This window comes from Veillonella sp. S13053-19, from assembly GCF_002959835.1.
Taxonomy (GTDB): domain Bacteria; phylum Bacillota; class Negativicutes; order Veillonellales; family Veillonellaceae; genus Veillonella; species Veillonella rogosae.
In genome coordinates this window covers 63,552-80,011 of sequence record NZ_PPDA01000012.1, presented here as the reverse complement: position 1 = coordinate 80,011, position 16,460 = coordinate 63,552, and the positions used below count along the sequence as shown (strand labels likewise).

The window sequence follows — 16,460 nt, the reverse complement described above, 5'->3', positions numbered from 1 at the left end:
TCCTATAACGTTGAAACATAGTCATACACTAATTTCAACAACATTACCGTCGTTACCGACAAGAATACTACACGCACTAAAGACGAGCCCTTTGCAATAGCTAAATGAGAGCCTAAATATGCACCTATGATTTGTCCCGCCCCTGTGGCAAGACCATATTTAATATTGACATGCCCTAAATATAAGAATACCAATAAAGACGCTACATTACTAGTAAAGTTTAATACTTTCGCATTAGCTGATGCATGTAAAAAATCAAAACCTGTAAAGATAAAGCCCATTATCAAAAATGTTCCTGTACCAGGTCCAATGAAACCATCATAGGCACCAATACCAAGAGCAAAGGCCATACAAATATATAGAGCTTTACCCACTACTGCAGAAGTGCGGTTCACCTCTCCCCAATCCTTTTTGAAAACCACAAAAAGGGTTACACAAACGAGCAAGATGATAATAATGGGCTTTACATATAATGGCGGTAACGATACAACCGCTAATGTACCAATCATAGAGCCAATAAAGGTAAAGGGCAATAGTTTACGAACTAAAGAAAAATCAACCATGTGATTTCTCAAGAACGTAATCGATGCACTACCAGCGCCAAAAATACTGGATAATTTATTACTGCCCAAGGCCATACTAGGCGGAAGATTTGTTAATAACATAGCTGGTACAGAAATGAGTCCACCGCCGCCCACAATGGAGTCAACAAATCCTGCGAAAGCCCCTGCTACGGCGAGCAAAATAAGTATAAGGATATCAAATGGTAAACCTGTTACCTCAACGAGCCACTCCATATAAACCTCCTACAGATAGCACATCAACGGTCGCCAAAGGGCCACCGTTGTCATGCTAGTTTATATTATTTTGCACCTAGACGATCTAGTGCTAATGTATAGCCATCAGCACCATAGACTAGGCATCGCTTTACACGGCTAATCGTTGCCGTACTCGCACCTGTTTCTTCTACGATTTTTTCATAGCTATCCCCTGCGCGCAACATTTTTGCTACTTGCAAGCGTTGAGATAAAGCTTTTAATTCATTAATCGTACAAATATCTTCGAAAAATGCGTAGCATTCCTCTGTATTTTCAAGTGTTAAAATAGCGGTGAATAACTCATCGTTTTGTTGACTTCTCAATTTTTCATTGATGCTCATAGGATCCTCCTACTTCTTATTCATCGCTTTAGACCAAGCATCACCAATCATTTGTACAACTTGTACCAAAATAATCAAGATGATGATGGTAGCAATCATAATGTCTGCTTGGAAACGTTGATAACCATATCGGATAGCAATGTCACCGAGACCACCGCCGCCAATAGCACCAGCCATTGCAGAGTAACCGATAAGGTTAACGATAAGAACCGTTACATTGTCAATAATCGTAGGCAATGCTTCTGGTAATAATACTTTCCAAATAATTTGGAGCGGGCTTGCACCCATGGATTGAGCCGCCTCAATAACACCATAGTTGATATCTTTAATAGATGTTTCTACAAGGCGAGCTAAGAATGGAATGGCTGCAATTGTCAAAGGCACACAAGCTGCAGTAGTACCGATAGATGTACCTACTACCATACGTGTAAAGGGAATGATAGCAACCATCAAAATAATGAAAGGTACTGAACGCGTCGCATTTACGATGGCGCCCAACACTTTATTAAGAGCTACATTTTCTAAGATGTGACCTTTAGACGTTACCACCAAAACGACACCAAGAGGAATACCAAGTAACATTGCCATTACCGTAGAGATGATGGTCATTTGCAATGTATCAAGGGTACCAGTTATGAGTAGATTAATGATTTGCTCTGACATAACCGATCACCTCGCTTTCAATTGGTAATGTTTTGATGTAGTCTAAGCCCTCTTGCGCATTTTCTGGGTCACCATTCAAGATAACGATAAGGCGACCAACGCATGTATTTTGGATATAGTCAATGCCACCAAAGAGGATACTTACATCGAGGTTAAAGCGTCGTACGAGACCTGCCACTACAGGTTCATCTGTAGATTGGCCTGTGAATTTAAGGCGTACTAATGGAGCAGTACCTGCAATCCATTGGTCATGCAATTCTAAATGTTCTAACGCTTCTGGTGGTAAGTTGTCACTCACAACAGAGCTAATGAATTCTTTTGTGGTATTTTCACGAGGATGTGTAAATACCTCAACAGTGCTACCTTCTTCAAGGATAACGCCGCCTTCAATAACTGCCACACGGTCACAGATTTCACGAATAACGTGCATCTCATGTGTAATGAGGACGATAGTAAGACCCATTTTTTCATTGATGTCTTTTAACAATTTTAAAATGGAATCTGTTGTTTGTGGATCGAGAGCAGATGTAGCTTCGTCACAAAGGAGAACCTTTGGATTTGAGGCTAAGGCACGAGCGATACCAACACGTTGTTTTTGACCACCAGACAACTGAGACGGATAATTGTTCATACGGTCGCTAAGGCCTACAATTTCAAGGATTGGCTCAATACGCTCTTTAATTTCAGCCTTGCTCATTCCTTGTAATTCTAAAGGGAACGCCACATTGTCATAGACTGTGCGAGAGGACAATAGATTGAAATGTTGGAAAATCATACCAATATTTTTGCGAGCTTTACGCAATTCAGCTTCTCCAAGTGTAGTTAAGTCTGTACCATTTACGATAACAGAGCCAGATGTAGGTGCTTCGAGCATGTTAATGCATCGAATCAATGTAGATTTACCAGCCCCAGATTGACCGATAATACCAAAGATTTCGCCTTCTTTAACATCGAGGCTAATATCTTTCAAGGCTTCCACACGATTAGCGCCTTCATAGACTTTACTAATGTGTTTTAATTGTATCAAAATAAGTTCCTTTCTTAAGGTAAAAGTTTTTACCATTTAATGAAATCAGCTTACCTATTAAGGCAAACCTTCTTCCATCAATTTTTCTAATGCTTCCCGTAGACGAAGTGTCACATGACCTGGTTTACCACCAGATACAGGATTTTTGTCTAGCTTGATAATCGGGATGACACCACCAATTGTATCGGTAAAGAATAGTTCGTCCGCATCATCAACAAAGGCGCGGTCGAATTCTTTTTCGATGAGAGTAATACCTAAAGACGGTGCAACGCGTGTCACAATCATTTGACGAGTAATGCCCTTCAAAATGTGATTATCTGCTGGATGCGTATACAAGATACCATCTTTTACAGCAAACACATTAGAAGTAGCGCCTTCTGTACAAATGCCATCGCGGAATAACATGGCAGTATAAGCAAATTTCTTTTCTGCTTTTGTTTGTGCCAGGATATTTGGAATCAAGTTTGTCGTTTTAATATCTACTTTGTCCCAACGCTCATCAGGTAATGCAATAGCTTTTACGCCTTCACCTAATTTATTGACTTCATCTAAATTTAAAGTACGGATAGACATGAGCATTTGTGGTTCTAATTTAGAGCGATCGTATGCATGACGACGCGGTGCAACACCACGAGAGATTTGTAAATAAATATACCCCTCTTTGATTTCACTTTGCTCAATTAAAATCTCGTGCAACTCAGTCAAATCATCAGGAGTCATTTTTACAGGAATATCCATTTCACGCATAGAGCGATATAAACGATCTTGGTGGTAAGACAATGCGAAGCAACGGCCTTTTACGACGCGCACAACTTCGTATACAGAGTCACCAAATAAATAGCCACGGTCATCAATGCTGATAACTTTGGCACCTGGTTCAACAAATTCACCGTTAAAATATGTTAATTCTTGCATAGGAGCACCTCTTTTTCTATTTCGTTACTCTATCAAGTAGTAATCATGGACTTATTATAACACAATTACTTTTAAATTTTCACACTTTACTTTGTGAAAGATATGATTTAGATATATAAAAATCCGCTAGGATACCATAGTTAAAAACTATATCCTAGCGGATGTATTTCTAATTATATAATTAGTTTCCTAATATAAACCTACGCAACGGTTTAGGCACATAATTCAACGCTACTGTAGTCAAGTACGACAATCCTAGGGCCATAACATACATAGCAAGGACATTGACCACTGTATAGAGGAGATTATATTTAGCCATCACGCCAGAGATGATCAACAACCAAAATGGATGAACTAAATAGATGCCATAGGACTTATCCCCTATCTCAGACCAAATCGATTCCAGGGTTACATTCATAGGCAATGTTTGGAATAAGAACAAGCTAAACATCGTGCCCAGACCCGTGTACAGAACGCCCATCGGACTCATTTGATGTACTGTATAAATAGCTTCTAGTACAGTGTAATGCCATACGTCCATAACATAGTAGTAAGACCCAAGCATCAAAAGTACCGAACCTACTGCACTAGCACCTAATAGATACCGATAACGCCACATATAGTCACATACTGTTTCATATCGTTCAGCACATACGGCACCTAAGAGGAATATCCACACATAGTGGATTACCCAATAGTTGAGTCGCATATCAAAGAGATATTTCAGTACAAGCTGATTGCTGAGGTTCTCCACCACCCAACGGCCGAGCATATACGACGATACATAGTCGATGCCGACTTGTATGACAAATAGTAAGACCATCCAGAACACAGGTCGTTTTAAGATGACTTTCACCATAGCACGCCACAGGGGCATCATCACGTAGAACCACAGCAAGATAACCATAAAATACAGATGATACATAGATGTACCAAAGAGTAAGTTAACCGCCAATGGCCCGGGATGTAGATTGCCTAGGTTATGCGCCGTCAGCCCCGTATAGAGCAAGTAAAATATGGACCACGCAATATATGGAAATAGCACCACCTGAATGCGGCGGTGCATAAATTCCTTATATGAGAATGGTCCCTCTACAGAGGTATGATAGAACAATCCAAATGCAGAGAGGAAGAAAAACGCAGGCACCCCAAAGCGCGATAGAATTTCTAAGACGCTAATAAGTTCCAAATTTACAAAAGGGTTTTGCAATGCGTAAGAGCCAACATGAATGCCGATAACACCGAGCATACAAAGGCCACGCATATAAGTAATTTCCGGTAAAAATGCTTTTTTCATAGCCATTCCCTATTCATTATTGACCAGGTACAACGGCAGGTGTCGGTACAATGCGTGGACCTAGAGATGTAGTAGCTGGTTGTTTAACTACTGGAGCAGCAGATGCTGTTGTTTTAGGAGCTTCAGCTTTTGCTGGTTGTGCAGGTGCAGCTTGGCCATTAGCTTCTGCCGCCGCTTTTGCAGCTGCTTCTGCTTTAGCTTTAGCTTCTGCTTCAGCTTTAATACGCGCTTCTTCTTCGCGTTTCAAGCGCAATTCTTTTTCAAGAGGTACCACTGGTTTGTCATAAACAGTGATATCTGTTTCAAACAGACGGCCCCATGGGAATGTAGCTTTTACTGTACGAGGATCTACTTTCAAGTATTTTTCAGCGAAATCTTGAATACGTTCACCTAAGTAGCTTTCAAGGCGTTCGTTCAACTCGCCAGAGTAACGTACATTATCTGTACGGATGGAGTCTTGCATACGGTAAATATCTTTACGGATATTCGCTTGGTACGCCCAGTTATCCAAATATTGTTGAGTCAACATTTTGCGGTGACCTTCTGGGCTCATAGTTTTGAGCAATACCCCTTGCGCAATGGCGTAGCCTACCGTATTACTTGCGGTATTCCAACCATTGTACGCACCGATTTTGTATAACATATCGCGTTTATACATAGCAGATACTAATGTATTGTCCGCACCATTGTTATAAGCAATATCTGCAACGCTTACGTTTACACCAGAATCAACAGCTTGTTGAATTCGATCTACGAAAGCATTTGTAGAATTAGAAATCATCGGGAAGTTCTCGAAGCTTTCAGATTCACCAGTGCTTGTAGTAAGTGGTGTATTTACTGCTAACAACACAGTTGGTTTACCTTGTGTCACCATAGTGCCACCTACGGCCTCAACGTGTTGAGCAATTGTTTTATCAATCGTTTGGTCTTCGTAACCTGGCAATGTTTTACCGCCACCACCGAGTGGGTAAATTACAGAAAATGTAGGTTTTTCTGTACTTTCATCTGTACGAGAACGAGCCATCAACAAGAGCCCAAGTTGGTCGGCACCAGGGAAGCTACCATATTTCTCAACAGGAATATCCTTGGAGTATTTACTTAAGTAACGACCTTCTAATGCAGATTGGGACAATTGAGATGTATCATCATGGCCCAATGCAAAGTAATCGAATACACCGCTACGAGTTTCGTCGATCAACTCTTTGTTGATTTTCATATTCTTTTGACGGCGATCAAACCAGTCTTGTAAGTACTCAACAGGAACAGAGGCTTGAAGGCTCATCAATTTTTGAGTTTCCTCTTGTGTTAAGGAGCCAGAGTCTAATTTATCTTGCAATGCTGCAATTTGGAAGATAGTAGGACCGTATTCCGCATAGTAAGCTGGTTCAGTGCCGCCGCCACTAGCACGTGGAGAACGCATTACAGTGCCAAAACCATAAATACGCACGTTTTTATGACGTGCTTTTAAGCCTTCAATACGTTTTAAACGACTTTCTAAAGTGCTAAGTGGAATGTTATGTTTACGAGAGTCTACAAGACCACCATAAATAAGAGTATCTGTGCTCAATACCATAACATCTGCACGGCCTGCATTTTGTTCAACCCAAGCCATAATTTGGTCAGCTTGACCTTGGTATGTTTTACCAGAAATCAAGTTTTGAGGTGGTGTCAACACAGTCATCCCCGCTTCACGCGCTGTATCAACTGTATATTGCAAGCTTACAGGGCGATCATCTTGAGGGACATATAATACGGTTTCCGCATCAATATTGATGGATGTACCGGTAGCAATAGCTGTTGCCATTAATGCTACTTTCAACCATTTATTCGTCATGAATCAAATCTCCTTCTGTGTACGCGAGTACTCCCGACTCGCAAAATTAACTGTTATATAATACTCTCTTTTTCTGACACTTTTATGAAATGCTCAATAGAATAATTATATCACTTGCACAATAATTCGCAAACATTGAGGAATTATCGCACCTTTGGCAAGCTCCAGTTATATTTAATCGCTAGTAATCGAATCACTAGTACGACGGTAAAAGCTCCGTATACGGCCTCTCCAGCCCAACTAGAAATAACCATTAAATAGTAAACGATACCGCCAATGATACTTGGAAGTGCGTACACATCTTCTTTCAGAACGGACGGAATCCGTTGTGCCAACATGTCACGGATAATACCGCCCCCAACGGCAGTAATTGTCCCTAGTAATACAATGAAAATCGGCAACTCAGGATAGAGTTTAAATCCAGCAGAGGCGCCGGTTACTGTAAAGGACGCCAAACCTAATGCATCAGCTAACAAATATCCTGCTCGACTGCGAGGCCCCATCGCATGTTTACGATAGCGGCTATTATACATAATAAACACGATGATAGTGACAGAAATAACCACTGTCACATATACAACATTGCGCAATGAGTTAGGCGGAAAATATCCGAGCAAAATATCCCGCACAATACCACCGCCAATGGCCGTAGCCAACGCCAATACAGCCATACCAAAAATATCCATTTTTCGTGCTACCCCAACGAGCGCGCCAGAGATAGCAAAGGCAATGGTGCCAATCATATCAAACATATACCATATAATATCCATAATACCCTCACACAATCTATTCGCATTACTGCGTACACTATGATAGACTTTATGTAAGATATTATACATTAAGAGGTATGAGAATGACAAAAGACATTACACCTATAGAGATAGAAAACATGGATGAGCGTACTCGAGATGAGTATTTCATGGCCATTGCTATGGAAGAGGCACGCAAGGCTTATAGCCTTGGAGAGATTCCCATTGGCGCCATTTTAGTAAAAGATAATACAGTCGTGTCACGCCACCATAATCGTCGTGAATTAGATCATGATGCAACAGCTCATGCAGAGGTCCTCGTAATCCGCGAAGCATGCGATGTTCTCAAGCGCTGGCGGTTGACTGGTTGTACCCTGTATGTTACGATAGAGCCGTGTCCGATGTGCGCTGGAGCCATTATTAACAGTCGTATAGACCGTGTTGTATATGGTGCTAGTGATTACAAAGGAGGCGCCGTAGAATCGCTATTCAATGTGCTCTCTCATCCAGGATTAAATCACGAACCTGAACTGGCATCAGGTGTGCTAGGTGATGAATGTAGCCAAATTATGAAAGACTTCTTTAAGGAGCGCCGTAAAGCACGGAGGAGTACCCAAGAGGCTGAAGGGTCCGCACTCGAAATGCGGTAGGTCGGGCAACCGGCGCGGGGGTTCAAATCCCTCCTCCTCTGCCATTCTTTTAAATGATAATGATAGAGATATAATAGATAAACCTAGATACACATAATACAGATGTTATCTAGGTTTTCTTATATTATTGAGTGAATTTTATGTATCAATCATTCTCTATTATATGGTGGTATTTGCCCCATTTATTGCCCCATGACATTTTACACAATCATATAATCATCTCTTACACCTTGCTATATTAGTAGGGTGTTTTATTTTACTGCACTTTTCAGCATGCTAGGTAAACACCTATCAATATCGCTGCAAGTCATAGCAATTTCTGCAGCTACTTTATTAAGTAATGAAGCCCTGCCTTGAATTTCGCCATTTATATAACGAATTAGGCTCTTTATTGCTCTTTCATTAATTGGCAGATCATATATACATATACAGCATGCAGAATAAATAATATTAATCATGGTATAAGCCTCTCTTTTTTTCTCTCTCCTAACTAATAAATCAGATATATCTGTCTTTTTATTCTTACCGCCAGGAGTAGCTTTTATTTGAAAAGTATTAGGATTGTAAAGATTCATACCATTTAACTCATCTAATAACATTCTACGGCGCTCACTAATTAAAGCGTATTCTTTTAATCTACTTATAATTTGTTTTTTTATATCTACATCTACCAAAACACAACTCACTATATGCCGCCTTTACATCAAATCATGAAATTATCTTTGATATTATTTTCTTCGCAATATTTCTCATGCAGTGCTATAACCTCTTTACGCGCTCTATCTTGCTCTACTTTACAGTTTGATATACAGCGCTTTAATAATCCCGTTGGTATAGTGGCCAAGAATTTAGATCGTTCTATTTCCTTTAACGCCTTACTCTTGAGAGCAGCCTTTTGTTTTACTTTTTGAGTTAGTTTATTCAGCAAATCCATTTACAAGCTCCTCTAACATTTCTATTTTCTTTTGTTGCTCATCTAATCTGATGGCCCCTAAGATAGTATTACAAGCTAAAATAATAGTATTAGCCTGTTTAGTATCCATCTCCCCATTAGCTACTAGGTTACTAATACGAGATAGTGTCTTTTTTACATCTCTAGGCGTAGATAAGCGTAAAGAGATCTTTTTAATTTTACTCATCTTTAACTATCCTCTTTTACTGTATCTATAATTACTGTTGCCTGGTTGAAGTAAAAAGCAGCCCCTTCTTTTGAAGTGTCCATATAATCTAATGCCGCTTGTAATGTATCAAAGATAACAGGCTTTATATTGGCCGCAGTACTACATATTACTTTGTAACCTTTCCCATCATCACAGGGAGATATTAAAAAGACACCTTGCGATTTTTTACCTTAATTTCTTTAGCCATTAATAATAATCTGTCTAATTTATTCACTCTATCACCTACTTATATTAAGAAAGAGAGCGATAATATTCGCTCTCTTTTATTTCTATTTTGCTTTATGTACGTAGATACCTTTAGTTTTATTTTCTAATACAAAGGCGTCATATGCAATACGCCCCTCTACTAGATTACCACTAATACCAGGTGGATCCTGATGGATTTTATAATCTTCAAGTTTTACTGGGGCAACCGTTGCGGACGGGTGAACCAAAACAAAATTAACGTCCTCAGGTAGTCTAATTTTAGGTACTTTGATAATCGTAGCACCGTCTAACATACCAATAACGCCCAATTTCCGCATATCCTGGCCTACATCTGTAGCCATGACAATAGAGGCGTTCTTTTTCATGATTGTATATGTATCAGGAGTTACCAATAAAACACGGTTTGTTTCTGGTACTTCAGCAGTATCAAGTACTTCAGTAGCTTTTAAAATAGCGTCATATACATTTTTATCTGTTAATGCGCCTGTTTCAGTAGTACCTGCACCTGCTACAACCTTACCATATACATAAGTATCAACTTCAGGAATTACTACTTCTCTAAGTTGACGGGCAAGCGCTGCGGCTGCTTGTAATGCTGCTTTTGTTTCATCTACATCTAATTTATCAAGAGCGAATGTAAAAGACCGGTCTTTTTTCAATGTAAATTCTTCTGTTGTAGCGTCTAAGCCTTGAATTTGACCGTATCGGCTATGGTTTGCGCCTGTACCCGCACGATCATAATCATTCATAGCGCTTGTTGTAACTTTGTATACTTTGACGCTATGCGCGCCTGTAAATTCAAAGTCATTGTTTGTTATTACTTGCCGTTTTGACTCTGCCTTAAATTGCTCATCTACATAGGGCAAAAATTGAGTTGCTAGTTCAATAGCCATATTTAACCTTTCTATTTAAGGCCAAAAGCATTGCGTAATTCATCATTTCCCATAGATTGAAAACTACATGATAAGCCACTTCCAAAACCACTACCGGCCTTTTGATTATCTTTAATTGCCCATGTTGATTTACTGGCCCATTCTTTGATGTGTTCGCCAATAGGTACACTGTTACCGCTATCATCGGTATAAATTACACTCCCTTTATCGTCTACACTTGTATTATTAATAAATAATCGTGCAAGCTCCGTAGGGTTAATGCCGTTGGCCTTTTCTAATTCTTGAATGATAGTTTTATTAACCTGTTCCGCTTTTAACGCTGTAGCTTTGGCCTCATTATCAGCCTTTAAACCTTGTAATTCAGCCCTTACCGTTACCAGTTCTTTTTGTAACGTTTCCACCATGTCGTTATCGCTATTATAGCGCTTACGCTCACGTTCTAGGCGTTCTTTTACAATGTTATCTACTTCAGCTTGCGTAAACAGTTTTTCTTTGTTTTTTTCAGTCATTTTAATTACTCCTATTTTTCCTGTTAGTGCAGTAAATAATATATAAGTCATTTGGAGGATCGCCATATTATACGGCCAAAACTTATATACCATAGCCTAAAGGCTATTACCTCAAATACACTTTCTCGCGATATTTTTCTCATGTTATATTGGAGGCCTAACATAATGAAATGGGTAACGGAACAGAATATAAAGATTGGTTCCCTCGAATGTGTGAGTATGGGTTCGAAGTTGGTATAGATTTCAACCCGCTCAAAAAAGAGCGAGTTCAAAATGAATACAATCGAGAGGGTAAGCGTGATTTCTTTTAAATAAAAAAGCATGAGAACAAACAAGCCTAAGCCTATCTATTCCCATGCCATGAAAAGCGTTCAATCACGCATGTGATTGCGGTACTCCTGTATTTGATTGTCTTAATTATACCATATTTTACTAAAAACCAATAGGGGGGGGGATATTTCTATTAAGCTATATGTTCCCTATGCTCACGGTCTTCTTTTTGATACAAAATAAATCTGTTTTCGGCCTTGATGATCTATTTTTTCTTTATATTTTAGGGTTCTATCAGCCCTCAATAAATTAATGATAGGATTGAGGCGGATATATTCCGCCTCGTTGCTGCATGAGAAATGTATCTTCATATCTGCCTCCTACTTACTACGGCCGTAACAACTAAGTGCTTATTATTAAAAATATGCTCACAAGTAACTGTAATATCCAACATATTACCGAATTCATCTTGAATGATATTAAATTCTGTTTTAGTCAAGGCTAACAAAGTCACTTTATCAGTATGTCTATTTACTACTAATTTAATCTTATCAAGATATTCATTTTTTAGACCTGGTATTTCTTCATGACGATCTAATACATTCATTGCTACTCTCCCCAATCATAAATACTTGCTTTTAAACCTTCCTTAAAGGCTGCTAATGTTATAGTAGCTACAACATCATATATATCAATTTCTTTATTATTAAATCTATCAATACATCTAAGGCCTAGCTCTTGTAATTCAATGTTTGATTTTAAATATTGAATTTCTTTAGTCATTTTTTACTCCTCATCTAAAGGTTTGATCTCACATTCAACATGAGTAATTTGTTGTCCTTTAACCTCATCAAATATACATTTATTAAAGGTAATAACAGCCTGGATAGTATTATCAATACAAATAGCTACCCGCTCTAATGTGTTTTCTTGTATCACAATATTTCTTGTATTTTCCATATATGCTCCTTTTGTAACTGATTTGCAACTAGTAATATAGCAGCATAAACTCAGTATTCATGCCTTTGTAACAAGATAACAGGTTAATACGCAAAACTTTATAAGATATTTAATGAACTTATATAAAATATCCTATTAATATAAAAATACCTGTTACAACTGTTACAACATACTATAAACATTGATATTACCTTTATTTATGATGTAACTAGATAAATTGATTTACTAGTTACACAATAGTTACACTTTCAATTTTTTGATATGCACGCTTGCCACGCAATACTCCCATGCCAATTTGAATACTTTCATATCCTAATCTACCTAATTCACGCCCAAACGTATTATTTGCCAATGGTTTATATCCATTTTCCTTACACCACTCTTTATAGAGATTATAGACTTGTACGGTAGTTAAATCTGATATAGCTTTAATACCTGCTAACTCCTCAAAACTACTACCCGTATCAATACGCCAACCGCTTTCATTCATTTCACTAACAAATAGCGCCACGGGGTTCGTATCAGTCATATGCTTTTTAGTTGCTGCTTGTACTAATTCTGGTATATGGATCCCATTTATAATATTAGGTACCTCTTTTAATACTCTATTCAGCAGCACTGATAAACCACCACTTTTAACAATTTCTTGCACTATATTAGGTACTGCCGCAGCCGTTCCCCTAATACGCTGCGTAAATGGTATAACAATAAGTCTATCGGCCATGCCTTGCGATGTATCTGTAATGCGTGGTACTGAGTTAGCTGAAAATAATAATTTCTGTGTTACTACAAAGGCAAACATAAGGCCAAATTTAGGGGTTAGCATGTACTGGCTCACCACTAACAACCTTTTTAAGTACTGCGCTTTCTAACAATGCACTTGCCTCTATATCATCACCTAAATTAACCATTTTCCCATAAAGACTACCAATATACCTATCATCGCCAAATTTAACTAAGCCTAGAATACTGATATTCTCACGGCCGTAAAATGGCTTTAATAAATTAAGAAAAGTACTCTTACCGTTGCCGCCCTCACCAAACAAAATAAAGAATTTTTGTAGATGATTGTCAGGCCATAAACCATATGCGATGATCTGATAAATAAATGTATGCATTTCTCTATCATCACCAAATAGATTTTTCATGAATGTATCTAATACATCATTTTCCAAGGCTTCAGGATCATACTTAACAGGTATGTAATTTCTTAATATCGTACCAGGCGTTTTCTGTAATGCTTTACCAGTCCTTATATTAACAAGGCAATTCAAACACCCTACTATATGAGGATCAGTAATATAACAATCGCTAATTATACTTTTGATGTACTCCCATACCTCTTTACGTGCATTGGTTTTTAATTCTTTATCTTCAAGAATAGTAAGTCTATTACATTCGGATTTACTAAATGGTTCATAATTATTATTTTTAGGATTAAAGAAATATATATCTACATCATCAGGCGGCGCACCATCTAACAAATTTTCATTAATAATACGTTTTAAATGATATTTTTTAATTAAATAGTCCCCCATTTTATTATGTAAAAACTTTTTACCGTCATAAAACGATGATTTTTTAACACTCAAAAAAGCCGTCCCCCCTTTATGTTCCCTTATCAATTTGATATAATAATAGAAAGGTATTTTACTATACCTCTTTAGTTAAATATTGGTTATGAGTAGACTTGAAAAAGTCATCAAAATCATCTAATTTAACTAACTTACATTTAGGCCCAATATCAACGAATGATTTTTTGTATTTAGCGGTACGTTTCATTCGTTGAATTAGCCTATACACTTGCATGCGGCTTAAATCATAAGCCTTGCCAATATTCTTATACTGTATGTATCGTTGATTTATTGGCGTTACACTATCAACAATCTTCATATATTAGCCTTTCCACGCTGCCTATTATGGCGGCGTTTTTCTTTTACCTTAATACAACGCTTTGAGATGATTATATGAGGTTTGATTTGCGTCATATTAAATATTAAATAACTCTGTAAAACTAATAGGTTCATTTAATTCAGTCTCAAGTACAGTATGGATCGTTTTCATCTCTTCACGTGTAAATGGAGCCTTTCCATTCTCTTTGCGCCCATATGACTCGCCAGTTATTCCGATATGTCTACCTAGAACCTTTTGAGATAGGCCACATCGATTACGATAACCAACTAATTTATTGAACTCTTTCAAAGTTCTACCTCCTTTCATCTTTAAACAATATTAAACTCCTCACCTATAGATTAAACGAAATTAATCTCAATGTCAATATTAAAAGTTTGATTTTGTTTAATTTTGTGTTATGCTAAGTTTGAGGTGATTATATGAACGATAATAACAATAAAGATAACGTAAATTTTGGCGATACTGTAAAGGGAATACGCCTTTCAAAAGGTCTTTCAATGGCTCAATTTGCTAATCTAATTGGTGTATCAAAAGGAACTGTATCATTATGGGAGGCTAACAAAGTAACACCACATCCCGCACAACAAAAAAAAATTGAAGATATACGATCTTCAATAATTACAGCGCCTACACATGAACTATTCTTTAAATTAGCTGATATGACGCCACAAGCAAGATATGACTATATAACAAATGAAGTTCTTACATTAGTACAACTTTTAGGAGTTAAAAAACGAGCTCAACTAATATCATTTCTTGTTAGTGGCTTACCTTTTGAGGCTCAATTTAACCTGTTATTAGATATGACAAAGGATATGAACCCTTTAGAGATACCGCACGAATAGAAAAGGCGGTTATTATGTGGATAGAAGAAAGAGCCACAAACACAGGAATAAAATACATATATTATGAACGCTATAATTGCCCTATAACAGGCAAATTAAAGCGTGTTAGCATTTCTTTAAACGGGAATAGCCCTACATATAAAAAGCAAGCCTCTAAGCTGCTACATGAAAAGATAGCGCAAGTATTAGACGGCTATGAGCAAGACAAATATATAACGCTGCATGAGGTGGCGTATTTATGGCTAGATCATACTAGGCCTACTGTAAAACTAGCCACTCACGTAAACCATAATACCCACGTTAAAAAGATTTTTAAGTATATCCCTACTGATATACCAATCATCAAGGTAACGCCTATTATGATTGAGGAGCTAGCAAATAAAGTATATTATGTAGAAAATCGTAGTTATCACTATAGCAAGTCATTAATGACAACGGTTAGGGCAATTTTTCGTTATGCTAAGCGTAGAGGCCTAGTAAAAGACATTCAGGACATAGAGGACATCAAAATAATAAAAAAGCCTTTCAGCCGCGATGAGGTGGCTAAAAAGCAAAATAAATTTCTTGATAATATGGAGTTAAAAGAGGTTCTAAGGCAATTAAACGATATAAGCCCTAGAATATCCCTATTGGTAGAATTTATAAGTCTTACAGGTCTAAGAATTGGCGAATTACTGGCCTTACGTTATTGCGACTATGACAAAGAAAAAGCCACTATTAATATTAATGGTACATTACAGTATCATTGTAATAATAGCAGCGAAATAAAGCGCGGAACGCCTAAAAACATTTATTCTGTTAGAGATGTAAAGCTATGCAATAGGGCCGTTCGCATAATAGAACGGATCACAACAGAAAACAAGCGACGTTCTTTATGGTTCAATGGCTATCATGAACAAGGCTATATTTTCACTGCTAAGCGTGGCAACCCTTATGACATGCAATACATCAATAAAATATTAAAACGTGTATCTTTAGGCGATAAACACATCACCACGCATATATTTAGACATACTCATATTAGTATCTTATCAGAATTAGGCGTGCCGCTAAAAGCAATAATGCAGCGTGTAGGACATAATGATCCTGCTACTACATTAAGCATATATACTCATGTAACACAGGCAATGAATGAGGACGTTATAAACAAGCTAAATGCTAGAAATGGCTAGGCTTGCCCCATAACTTGCCCCATAGAGATATTGAAAATCAAACAATGCAAGTATTTATGCGCTTTTTAGGTTCTACTCCCTAATTCTCTGCCAACTAAACTATATAAAGCGCTAACCATTGTTAGCGCTTTTTTGTATTTATAGGTCTCTATTTTGCATTTTTTTATAGCTTTATGTTACCTATACATATAATTTGTCTATATTTATCAGCACTT

General features: G+C 37.7%; 24 protein-coding genes and 1 tRNA gene. 5 read left to right on the top strand and 20 right to left on the bottom strand.

The features are described from left to right. Positions 1-2 precede the first annotated feature (2 nt). The 8 genes from VEHSUH06_RS07795 to VEHSUH06_RS07760 all read right to left on the bottom strand — a co-directional run bounded on the left by VEHSUH06_RS07795 (position 3) and on the right by VEHSUH06_RS07760 (position 7,665). Entirely contained in the window at positions 3-797 is a 795-nt protein-coding gene (locus VEHSUH06_RS07795; protein ID WP_105081505.1) for a TSUP family transporter, read from the bottom strand. A gap of 65 nt (positions 798-862) precedes the next feature. Further along, entirely contained in the window at positions 863-1,159 is a 297-nt protein-coding gene (locus VEHSUH06_RS07790) for a YerC/YecD family TrpR-related protein (protein WP_004693609.1), read from the bottom strand. A gap of 9 nt (positions 1,160-1,168) precedes the next feature. Beyond that, entirely contained in the window at positions 1,169-1,822 is a 654-nt protein-coding gene (locus tag VEHSUH06_RS07785) for a methionine ABC transporter permease (RefSeq protein ID WP_054748701.1), read from the bottom strand. Continuing rightward, positions 1,803-2,849: a methionine ABC transporter ATP-binding protein gene (locus VEHSUH06_RS07780; RefSeq protein ID WP_105098452.1), complete on the bottom strand. Its 1,047-nt coding sequence runs from the start codon at positions 2,847-2,849 to the stop codon at positions 1,803-1,805. The genes VEHSUH06_RS07785 and VEHSUH06_RS07780 overlap by 20 nt, the downstream gene beginning before the upstream one ends. Positions 2,850-2,906: 57 nt before the next feature. Beyond that, the gene (locus tag VEHSUH06_RS07775) at positions 2,907-3,764 is read right to left on the bottom strand and encodes an aminotransferase class IV (protein ID WP_105081504.1); all 858 of its coding nucleotides are present in this window, start codon (positions 3,762-3,764) and stop codon (positions 2,907-2,909) included. 181 nt (positions 3,765-3,945) lie between these two features. Further along, entirely contained in the window at positions 3,946-5,067 is a 1,122-nt protein-coding gene (locus VEHSUH06_RS07770; RefSeq protein WP_105098427.1) for an acyltransferase, read from the bottom strand. A gap of 10 nt (positions 5,068-5,077) precedes the next feature. After that, positions 5,078-6,895: a DUF4127 family protein gene (locus VEHSUH06_RS07765; protein WP_105098426.1), complete on the bottom strand. Its 1,818-nt coding sequence runs from the start codon at positions 6,893-6,895 to the stop codon at positions 5,078-5,080. A 143-nt stretch (positions 6,896-7,038) separates the two neighbouring features. Beyond that, positions 7,039-7,665 carry a trimeric intracellular cation channel family protein gene (locus VEHSUH06_RS07760; RefSeq protein ID WP_105098425.1) on the bottom strand — a complete coding sequence of 209 codons (627 nt, stop codon included), beginning with the start codon at positions 7,663-7,665 and terminating at the stop codon, positions 7,039-7,041. Positions 7,666-7,748: 83 nt separating this feature from the next. Between VEHSUH06_RS07760 and tadA the strand changes: the two genes are divergently transcribed. Both tadA and VEHSUH06_RS07750 read left to right on the top strand, forming a co-directional pair. Then, positions 7,749-8,294: a tRNA adenosine(34) deaminase TadA gene (tadA, locus tag VEHSUH06_RS07755; RefSeq protein WP_199179778.1), complete on the top strand. Its 546-nt coding sequence runs from the start codon at positions 7,749-7,751 to the stop codon at positions 8,292-8,294. Continuing rightward, positions 8,248-8,338 (top strand) — tRNA-Ser (locus VEHSUH06_RS07750). Before tadA ends, VEHSUH06_RS07750 begins: the two co-directional genes overlap by 47 nt. Before the next feature lie 207 nt (positions 8,339-8,545). Here the strand turns inward: VEHSUH06_RS07750 and VEHSUH06_RS07745 are convergent. From VEHSUH06_RS07745 to VEHSUH06_RS07725, 5 genes are all read right to left on the bottom strand, one after another. Continuing rightward, positions 8,546-8,968: a hypothetical protein gene (locus VEHSUH06_RS07745; RefSeq protein ID WP_146251409.1), complete on the bottom strand. Its 423-nt coding sequence runs from the start codon at positions 8,966-8,968 to the stop codon at positions 8,546-8,548. Between the two features lie 29 nt (positions 8,969-8,997). Continuing rightward, on the bottom strand, positions 8,998-9,228 hold the full coding sequence (locus VEHSUH06_RS07740) for a hypothetical protein (protein WP_105098423.1): 231 nt from the start codon (positions 9,226-9,228) through the stop codon (positions 8,998-9,000). Further along, positions 9,212-9,433, bottom strand: a complete 222-nt coding sequence (locus tag VEHSUH06_RS07735; protein ID WP_105098422.1) for a hypothetical protein — start codon at positions 9,431-9,433, stop codon at positions 9,212-9,214. The genes VEHSUH06_RS07740 and VEHSUH06_RS07735 overlap by 17 nt, the downstream gene beginning before the upstream one ends. A gap of 311 nt (positions 9,434-9,744) precedes the next feature. Then, the gene (locus tag VEHSUH06_RS07730; protein ID WP_105098421.1) at positions 9,745-10,575 is read right to left on the bottom strand and encodes a hypothetical protein; all 831 of its coding nucleotides are present in this window, start codon (positions 10,573-10,575) and stop codon (positions 9,745-9,747) included. 11 nt (positions 10,576-10,586) lie between these two features. Continuing rightward, a complete protein-coding gene (locus VEHSUH06_RS07725; RefSeq protein WP_105098420.1) occupies positions 10,587-11,084 on the bottom strand; it encodes a hypothetical protein in 498 nt (165 codons plus the stop codon). A 170-nt stretch (positions 11,085-11,254) separates the two neighbouring features. On the opposite strand from VEHSUH06_RS07725, the gene VEHSUH06_RS07720 reads away from it, so the two are divergent. Continuing rightward, positions 11,255-11,395, top strand: coding sequence for an antA/AntB antirepressor family protein (locus VEHSUH06_RS07720; RefSeq protein WP_105098419.1), 141 nt, complete (start codon positions 11,255-11,257; stop codon positions 11,393-11,395). A 326-nt stretch (positions 11,396-11,721) separates the two neighbouring features. On the opposite strand, the gene VEHSUH06_RS07715 is transcribed toward VEHSUH06_RS07720, so the two are convergent. The 7 genes from VEHSUH06_RS07715 to VEHSUH06_RS07695 all read right to left on the bottom strand — a co-directional run bounded on the left by VEHSUH06_RS07715 (position 11,722) and on the right by VEHSUH06_RS07695 (position 14,516). Continuing rightward, on the bottom strand, positions 11,722-11,961 hold the full coding sequence (locus VEHSUH06_RS07715; RefSeq protein ID WP_105098418.1) for a hypothetical protein: 240 nt from the start codon (positions 11,959-11,961) through the stop codon (positions 11,722-11,724). Positions 11,962-11,963: 2 nt separating this feature from the next. Beyond that, positions 11,964-12,137, bottom strand: coding sequence for a hypothetical protein (locus VEHSUH06_RS10720; protein WP_158251719.1), 174 nt, complete (start codon positions 12,135-12,137; stop codon positions 11,964-11,966). Positions 12,138-12,140: 3 nt separating this feature from the next. Continuing rightward, on the bottom strand, positions 12,141-12,314 hold the full coding sequence (locus tag VEHSUH06_RS10715; RefSeq protein ID WP_158251718.1) for a hypothetical protein: 174 nt from the start codon (positions 12,312-12,314) through the stop codon (positions 12,141-12,143). A 229-nt stretch (positions 12,315-12,543) separates the two neighbouring features. Beyond that, positions 12,544-13,140: a primase-like DNA-binding domain-containing protein gene (locus VEHSUH06_RS07710; protein ID WP_105098417.1), complete on the bottom strand. Its 597-nt coding sequence runs from the start codon at positions 13,138-13,140 to the stop codon at positions 12,544-12,546. Then, positions 13,127-13,906, bottom strand: coding sequence for a DUF5906 domain-containing protein (locus VEHSUH06_RS07705; RefSeq protein WP_105098416.1), 780 nt, complete (start codon positions 13,904-13,906; stop codon positions 13,127-13,129). The genes VEHSUH06_RS07710 and VEHSUH06_RS07705 overlap by 14 nt, the downstream gene beginning before the upstream one ends. Positions 13,907-13,967: 61 nt before the next feature. Then, on the bottom strand, positions 13,968-14,207 hold the full coding sequence (locus VEHSUH06_RS07700) for a hypothetical protein (protein WP_105098415.1): 240 nt from the start codon (positions 14,205-14,207) through the stop codon (positions 13,968-13,970). A 96-nt stretch (positions 14,208-14,303) separates the two neighbouring features. Continuing rightward, the gene (locus VEHSUH06_RS07695) at positions 14,304-14,516 is read right to left on the bottom strand and encodes a helix-turn-helix transcriptional regulator (RefSeq protein ID WP_105098414.1); all 213 of its coding nucleotides are present in this window, start codon (positions 14,514-14,516) and stop codon (positions 14,304-14,306) included. Between the two features lie 131 nt (positions 14,517-14,647). Between VEHSUH06_RS07695 and VEHSUH06_RS07690 the strand changes: the two genes are divergently transcribed. Both VEHSUH06_RS07690 and VEHSUH06_RS07685 read left to right on the top strand, forming a co-directional pair. Beyond that, positions 14,648-15,073 carry a helix-turn-helix domain-containing protein gene (locus VEHSUH06_RS07690; RefSeq protein WP_105098413.1) on the top strand — a complete coding sequence of 142 codons (426 nt, stop codon included), beginning with the start codon at positions 14,648-14,650 and terminating at the stop codon, positions 15,071-15,073. Positions 15,074-15,087: 14 nt separating this feature from the next. Next, positions 15,088-16,245, top strand: coding sequence for a site-specific integrase (locus VEHSUH06_RS07685; protein WP_105098412.1), 1,158 nt, complete (start codon positions 15,088-15,090; stop codon positions 16,243-16,245). Positions 16,246-16,460 lie beyond the last annotated feature (215 nt).

Excerpts from the sequence above, each read along its gene's own strand:
- VEHSUH06_RS07795 (WP_105081505.1), bottom strand. The coding sequence starts at position 797 with ATGGAGTGGCTCGTTGAGGTAACAGGTTTACCATTTGATATCCTTATA.
- VEHSUH06_RS07790 (WP_004693609.1), bottom strand. The coding sequence starts at position 1,159 with ATGAGCATCAATGAAAAATTGAGAAGTCAACAAAACGATGAGTTATTC.
- VEHSUH06_RS07785 (WP_054748701.1), bottom strand. The coding sequence starts at position 1,822 with ATGTCAGAGCAAATCATTAATCTACTCATAACTGGTACCCTTGATACA.
- VEHSUH06_RS07775 (WP_105081504.1), bottom strand. The coding sequence starts at position 3,764 with ATGCAAGAATTAACATATTTTAACGGTGAATTTGTTGAACCAGGTGCC.
- VEHSUH06_RS07770 (WP_105098427.1), bottom strand. The coding sequence starts at position 5,067 with ATGGCTATGAAAAAAGCATTTTTACCGGAAATTACTTATATGCGTGGC.
- VEHSUH06_RS07765 (WP_105098426.1), bottom strand. The coding sequence starts at position 6,895 with ATGACGAATAAATGGTTGAAAGTAGCATTAATGGCAACAGCTATTGCT.
- VEHSUH06_RS07760 (WP_105098425.1), bottom strand. The coding sequence starts at position 7,665 with ATGGATATTATATGGTATATGTTTGATATGATTGGCACCATTGCCTTT.
- tadA (WP_199179778.1), top strand. The coding sequence starts at position 7,749 with ATGACAAAAGACATTACACCTATAGAGATAGAAAACATGGATGAGCGT.
- VEHSUH06_RS07740 (WP_105098423.1), bottom strand. The coding sequence starts at position 9,228 with ATGGATTTGCTGAATAAACTAACTCAAAAAGTAAAACAAAAGGCTGCT.
- VEHSUH06_RS07735 (WP_105098422.1), bottom strand. The coding sequence starts at position 9,433 with ATGAGTAAAATTAAAAAGATCTCTTTACGCTTATCTACGCCTAGAGAT.
- VEHSUH06_RS07730 (WP_105098421.1), bottom strand. The coding sequence starts at position 10,575 with ATGGCTATTGAACTAGCAACTCAATTTTTGCCCTATGTAGATGAGCAA.
- VEHSUH06_RS07725 (WP_105098420.1), bottom strand. The coding sequence starts at position 11,084 with ATGACTGAAAAAAACAAAGAAAAACTGTTTACGCAAGCTGAAGTAGAT.
- VEHSUH06_RS07720 (WP_105098419.1), top strand. The coding sequence starts at position 11,255 with ATGGGTAACGGAACAGAATATAAAGATTGGTTCCCTCGAATGTGTGAG.
- VEHSUH06_RS07715 (WP_105098418.1), bottom strand. The coding sequence starts at position 11,961 with ATGAATGTATTAGATCGTCATGAAGAAATACCAGGTCTAAAAAATGAA.
- VEHSUH06_RS10720 (WP_158251719.1), bottom strand. The coding sequence starts at position 12,137 with ATGACTAAAGAAATTCAATATTTAAAATCAAACATTGAATTACAAGAG.
- VEHSUH06_RS10715 (WP_158251718.1), bottom strand. The coding sequence starts at position 12,314 with ATGGAAAATACAAGAAATATTGTGATACAAGAAAACACATTAGAGCGG.
- VEHSUH06_RS07710 (WP_105098417.1), bottom strand. The coding sequence starts at position 13,140 with ATGCTAACCCCTAAATTTGGCCTTATGTTTGCCTTTGTAGTAACACAG.
- VEHSUH06_RS07700 (WP_105098415.1), bottom strand. The coding sequence starts at position 14,207 with ATGAAGATTGTTGATAGTGTAACGCCAATAAATCAACGATACATACAG.
- VEHSUH06_RS07690 (WP_105098413.1), top strand. The coding sequence starts at position 14,648 with ATGAACGATAATAACAATAAAGATAACGTAAATTTTGGCGATACTGTA.
- VEHSUH06_RS07685 (WP_105098412.1), top strand. The coding sequence starts at position 15,088 with ATGTGGATAGAAGAAAGAGCCACAAACACAGGAATAAAATACATATAT.